Origin of the sequence: Enterobacter cloacae complex sp. IR5450 (assembly GCF_049238665.1) — a bacterium.
Lineage (GTDB): Bacteria > Pseudomonadota > Gammaproteobacteria > Enterobacterales > Enterobacteriaceae > Enterobacter > Enterobacter hormaechei_C.
Genome location: NZ_JBMKIC010000070.1, coordinates 1 through 5,176 on the forward strand (window position 1 = coordinate 1; position 5,176 = coordinate 5,176).

The 5,176-nt window shown below is 55.6% G+C and carries 6 protein-coding genes; all 6 read right to left on the bottom strand.

From position 1 onward, the window contains the following. Positions 1-210: 210 nt before the first annotated feature. The gene (locus ACOTYB_RS24510; RefSeq protein ID WP_233171447.1) at positions 211-516 is read right to left on the bottom strand and encodes a head-tail connector protein; all 306 of its coding nucleotides are present in this window, start codon (positions 514-516) and stop codon (positions 211-213) included. Then, a complete protein-coding gene (locus tag ACOTYB_RS24515; protein WP_199130084.1) occupies positions 485-718 on the bottom strand; it encodes a hypothetical protein in 234 nt (77 codons plus the stop codon). The genes ACOTYB_RS24510 and ACOTYB_RS24515 overlap by 32 nt, the downstream gene beginning before the upstream one ends. 36 nt (positions 719-754) lie before the next feature. After that, positions 755-1,918 carry a phage major capsid protein gene (locus tag ACOTYB_RS24520; protein WP_199130083.1) on the bottom strand — a complete coding sequence of 388 codons (1,164 nt, stop codon included), beginning with the start codon at positions 1,916-1,918 and terminating at the stop codon, positions 755-757. A gap of 11 nt (positions 1,919-1,929) precedes the next feature. Further along, a complete protein-coding gene (locus tag ACOTYB_RS24525; RefSeq protein WP_421765914.1) occupies positions 1,930-2,598 on the bottom strand; it encodes an HK97 family phage prohead protease in 669 nt (222 codons plus the stop codon). A 17-nt stretch (positions 2,599-2,615) separates the two neighbouring features. After that, positions 2,616-3,893, bottom strand: a complete 1,278-nt coding sequence (locus tag ACOTYB_RS24530; protein ID WP_199130081.1) for a phage portal protein — start codon at positions 3,891-3,893, stop codon at positions 2,616-2,618. Between the two features lie 2 nt (positions 3,894-3,895). Continuing rightward, positions 3,896-5,176 (bottom strand): terminase TerL endonuclease subunit (locus tag ACOTYB_RS24535; RefSeq protein ID WP_421765912.1); only part of this gene is annotated, 1,281 nt, incomplete at its 5' end.

Sequence of the window (5,176 nt, forward strand, 5' to 3'; positions counted from 1 at the left end):
ATGCTGTGGAAGTTCAGCGTCACTCTCTTCCACTACCATCGACTGGTAGATCACCGCCGTCAGAGCCTCGTTTGACTCCGCCATTCGGTTCATTGCTGCTGTCTGGGCTGCCATTGCTGCCAGCAGCTGGTTTACCTGTTGCTCGTTCATAGGCGATTTTCATCCACTTTTTAAGCCATTCACGCCGGGCGGCGCATCCGGAGCAGGCCATCAGTGCCACCGACGGTGCTGTATAAGCAACGCCTCAACGCCCAGCGGAGTTTCCGCCAGATTCTGCGACGCGGCTTCGCGGTTCGCATACCAGTGGCCAATCAGCAAAAGCATTGCCGCCCAGATGCCAGAAGTAAAAAGAACCTCTCGGGGAGGCTCATTTTCTTCTGCAGGCGGCGTCAGTACCTCCACCAGCGCACCGTCACAGAAATGCTCTACATAATCGACGGCGGCCGATGCGTATGCGGCGATAAGCGCATCTTCGGCATCGCTATCAACCCTGAGATGCGTCTTTATCTGCGCCATTTGATCCGCGCTTATTTCCACCTTTACCCCCGGCTTTCGGTTTTTCGGGATCTGGCATTTCTGCCTTTTCAGGCTCAACCTCTTCTGCCAGATGCAGTTTCACCAGCGCCTCGCCGATCTCTTTTTTCACGATGCGGGTTTCACCCTGGGATACAGTGCCCAGGTGATAATGCGAGAACATACGGAGAGCTTTAATTTTCATAGGTTAAACGCGGCCATTGCTGACCGCGCCCTTCTGTTATTCGCCGGAAGAAACCGCAATATCGCCAGTGACGATGGCGGCAGGACGGTAGTGCGCCAGCGCCAGGCGCTCTTCGCACAGGATAGTCAGCATGTTCTTAACGAAGTTGTCGCGATCCTGATTGCTGATCTCGATTGTGGCATCCATTCGATCCCACACCTGCGACGCCAGGCCAAACGCGCCGACGGTAAATTTGCCTGCCGTCTGCGCAGTGGTCGATACCACTGGCAGGCCCCAAAGCACTTTTGATGCAAACGCCTGCGGGCCGCCAAGGATGTAGTTGCCGTTAGCGTCCTTCAGCAACGCGATACGGTGCCAGTCAGCCGGGTTCAGAATGATGCCGTCAGCTTCGAATTCACTCAGCGATACCTGATAGATGGCATGCGCCAGAACATCAGCGCCAGTATCCCCCGTCGCGTTGAGTGCTGCTTCGTAGTCATTCGCCACTACGTTCAGCCCCTGCAGGTTGTCGCCGGTACCATCCCCGTTCAGCATCTGGTTCTCTTCCACCAGAGCCAGGCCGTACATCATGCGGGCATTGATGTAAGACTCCAGAGCTGGAGCATCATCCATGATTTGTCGGGATGCCTGGATCCAGTGGGCAATGGTTTTCACGTTCGCCGTTTCTTTGGTGAAGGTGATGTTACTTTCCGGCTTGAGGGTGCCTTCCGCCACTGGCGCGGCAGCGTTAGTGAACACGTTCTCACGAACATACTCCAGCGCATTACTGGTGATGCGCCCCTGTGCCAGCAGGTCACGTACGGTCAGGCGGCGGAGGCCAGGCATAAGGATTCCCGGCTGCTGCTGTGGCAGAACCAGTGCGCCGGCGGAGTTGGCGCCAGACCCGATCGCTTTATCAAAACTGGTCACTTTCGCTTTGGTGCGTGAGCCGTCCCAGCCTTTCATCAGGTCTTCGGACACGCGCTCTGCAAAGGACTTCTGGGCGGTCTGGTCAGGTGAGTTTCCGGCCAGTTTCTGCTCAAGATCAAACAGGCGGGTACCGGTTTTTTTCAGTTCATCCTGGGCTTTAGCCAGATCGGTCTGCAGTTGCTTGTTGATTTCCCCGTTCTGGTTGATGGATTTACGCTGTTCTTCGATAAGCTCTTTCACTTCTTTCTGGGAGTTCTCGATTGCTTTTTCCAGTACAGATAATTCAGACATGTGTTACTCCGTTAAGGTGTCCGCAGGTTAGCGGCAAATGAGGTAATGCGCTGTGCCAGCGCGTCAATGTCGCCGCCGCCGAACTCGCTTCGGCCTGCGGACTTCACGCGGGCGATAAACGCCTGCGCTTCTGCGCGAGTAAGGCCGACTGAATCCCTCAGCCAGGCCTCCGCGTCACGAATGGTTTTAATGCCGTCGATGCTCTTCATGGCGGTTACGCCCGCAAGCTCGTTTGCCGGGAAGGTGCAGACACTGATTTCCCGCAGGTAAGAAATGTGTTTGAAAATGAGGCCTGACGTGCCGACGGTGTAATCTTCGGGGCCGACGGAAAAACCCACCGACATGCCTTCAACCGTGCCATGCTGCATGGCGGCCTTAAGGTCTTCTGCCAGACTTAACCCCGGCGTAAGTTGCCCTCGCACAAAAAGCCCCTTCTCGTCTTCGTGCATGGCATCCCATTTGCCAACCGGGATGGCTCGCGTCTGGTGGTTAAAGAACATCGCCACCTTGCGGCTCTGGTTCGCGACCACACCAGCGAAAGCGCCGGGCAAAATAATGTCGCCATCGGCATCGGTGTTATTGAAGATCGAGGCGTACCCTTCAAACGTTCCCTTACTGCCGTCACCGGTAAACTTGATTTCTGTCTGGTCGAACGCCAGCGTCTTTTGAATTTCAGGCATCATGGCCCCCATAAAAATTAAGCCCCGTCATTGCGGGGCTCTTTGCTTGATCCAAGATCGGTAATGGGTACGTTCTGCGACTGGCGCGTCGCCACGTCACCGCCGGGCAGTGGTGGCAGGTTATCCAGCCGTCGAACCTCGTTAACGGTGCGAATGCCGGTATTAACCATGATCTGCATGAATGATGCCCGGCTTGTTGAGTCGCCGCGTAACAGCCCGTCGAGGTTATGTTCGGCATGAATAGCGCCCTGTTCTGACTCTTTCACCAGCCAGCGCTCAATGCTGTACTCCCAGCGGTCAAGGTAGGGTTTTAGCGTGTACTGAAGAAAACCCAGGTTTTGCTGCTCAATTCCCGAGCCCCAGGAGGTGGTTTTATCAACATCGCCGACCAGATGCGGAGGCACACCGTAAAAGCGGGCCAGTTCGGCGACCTGAAATTTTCGTGCAGCCAGTATTTCCGAATCCTGAGGCGAAACCCCTATAGCCTGCGTAGTAAACCCGCTCTCCAGGATCCACAACCGCTTTTTAACCGGTCCGCCTGCAATCTCCTTAAAGTTCTCCTCCAGCTGACCGCGCTGCTCTTTAGTCAGCACCTTGCCATCAGTCATCAGGATCTGCGGAGACTTCGCGCCGTTCGCGAAGAACTCACGCTGATTATCTTCCATGGCGATCGCCACCCCGGCTGACTTAGCACTGAAGGCCAGCGGTGAGAGTCCGGTGAGTCCATTGAAGCCAAACCCTTTAAGATGAAAAATTTCCTTTTGCGAAAAGTTGGCATATTCCTTATCACGCCGATAACGGTAGATAATGTTTTTGCCATTCTCACTGAGCCTCACCTCCATATTGGCGCTCATCAGCGGAACCATGCTGATAACATCCCCAACGCTGTTACGTTCCACATGCGCGTAAGCATTGCCGTAGGCGCACAGCTGCATGGTCATAGCCTCGCGGAACTCCAGAGCGGTCATGAAATTGTTTGGCCGGAACCTCAGTAGCTTTGCGAGAGGATGGGTGCCAGGAACCTTGCTGCGCTGATCGTCTTTGGTTTCGTAAACATCAAGCGGTAAAGATGCAGTGACTGTAGAAATGAGACGGATACAGGCCCACACCGTGCTGATTTGCATGTTTCGCTCATCAGTGACAACGGATTCACCAACAACGCCGTGCGCAGAGGTGCCAGCCATCTGAGAGCCTTTCTCTGGTGTAACCAGTCTGCCACCGGTCAGGATGGAGGCCATGCGCGCCCAGAATGGCGATCGCGTTCGCAGGTCAATGCTGTAATCGGTATCTGCCATTTTTACACGCTCAAAAAGTTATAGATAAAATCGTTAACATCTCCCGGGTCCTCTACATCGTCACTGGACTGTGCCCCGATGGACATTGCCAGTGCTACCATGCCGTCGATACGGCCACTGGACTTGCCTTTAACAAATTTGCGGTTACCGGCTGGGTCGGTGATTACCGTGGCGTTTTTGGCGCACATTTCGAGGATCGGATGGTTGCCGTGCTTCAGCTGCGCACCGAGCAGTCTGGCCTCAAGCTCCCTGAGTGCGGGAGACATAGAGACAAAGCCCTGGCCGAACTCCACAAACCGCTCAAGTTCGGCTTCAGTGAATCCGGCATCGATGAGATGAGGGCGAAGGAAACGCATGTTATAGCGGTCGAAAGCCAGCACCCTGACGTTACAGATATCAAAAACGCGCCGCAGCTCCCTGGCGATAAAGGCATACTCAATGGCTTTTCCCGGTGTCGTGTTCAGCCAGCCCTGCCTCGCCCAGATGTCATAAGGCACGCGATCGTTACGCGCCTTGTCAGCCAGCCCTTCCTCAGGTAGCCAGAATTTACAGTGCACATCGCCATGGGTTGTGTTGAGAATCAGCGCGGTGAGGTCCGACACGCTGGAAAGGTCCAGGCCGCCCCAGACGGTAGCGCCCGCCAGTTCGCCGGGTTCCTCTTTATTCATGTGCCAGACGGTCTGACTCACGAACGGGCTTTTCGCCTCAACCCTGCGGTTTAGTACAAGGTTCTCAAACTCTGCCTGGCGCGACGGCAGGCGTTTTGCGCTGGCGGCCATATCCAGCACTTCTTTCTGGTTCATGAATACATCAAAGGCGGGGTTTGCCAGCCTGATGGCTTCAACAGAGAAAGGGTCGATATCTTCCGGCGCGGTCTGGAGCCTGACCACCGTTCGCGGATCGGCCCCGGTCAGGCCATCATCAATCAGCAGGCTGAGCAGGTCGCTCGCATCGGGTGCCTGGGTACTGATGATTACCGAGATAGGGTTATCCTGAGCAGCGGTCGCGGTTTCCAGCGCTTCATAAAGCGGGTCGCGCGGCCCGCGAACCTGCCCCAGCTCATCGTGGGCGACAAATCGCGGCGAGAAACCGTAGGCCGTGGTGGCTTCGGCGCTCAGTGCGCGATAATAAGAACCCAGTTCAGGGCAGTGAATTTCTTTTGCTGAATCCTTGATCGCCACATACTGCATCAGCACCGGGTTCATCCGGCACATCTTGGAGGCCAGGTTAAACAGAATGGCCGCCTGGTCACGCGAACGTGCGGCAGAATACAGCTGCGAGTT

Excerpts from the sequence above, each read along its gene's own strand:
- ACOTYB_RS24510 (WP_233171447.1), bottom strand. The coding sequence starts at position 516 with ATGGCGCAGATAAAGACGCATCTCAGGGTTGATAGCGATGCCGAAGAT.
- ACOTYB_RS24515 (WP_199130084.1), bottom strand. The coding sequence starts at position 718 with ATGAAAATTAAAGCTCTCCGTATGTTCTCGCATTATCACCTGGGCACT.
- ACOTYB_RS24520 (WP_199130083.1), bottom strand. The coding sequence starts at position 1,918 with ATGTCTGAATTATCTGTACTGGAAAAAGCAATCGAGAACTCCCAGAAA.
- ACOTYB_RS24525 (WP_421765914.1), bottom strand. The coding sequence starts at position 2,598 with ATGCCTGAAATTCAAAAGACGCTGGCGTTCGACCAGACAGAAATCAAG.
- ACOTYB_RS24530 (WP_199130081.1), bottom strand. The coding sequence starts at position 3,893 with ATGGCAGATACCGATTACAGCATTGACCTGCGAACGCGATCGCCATTC.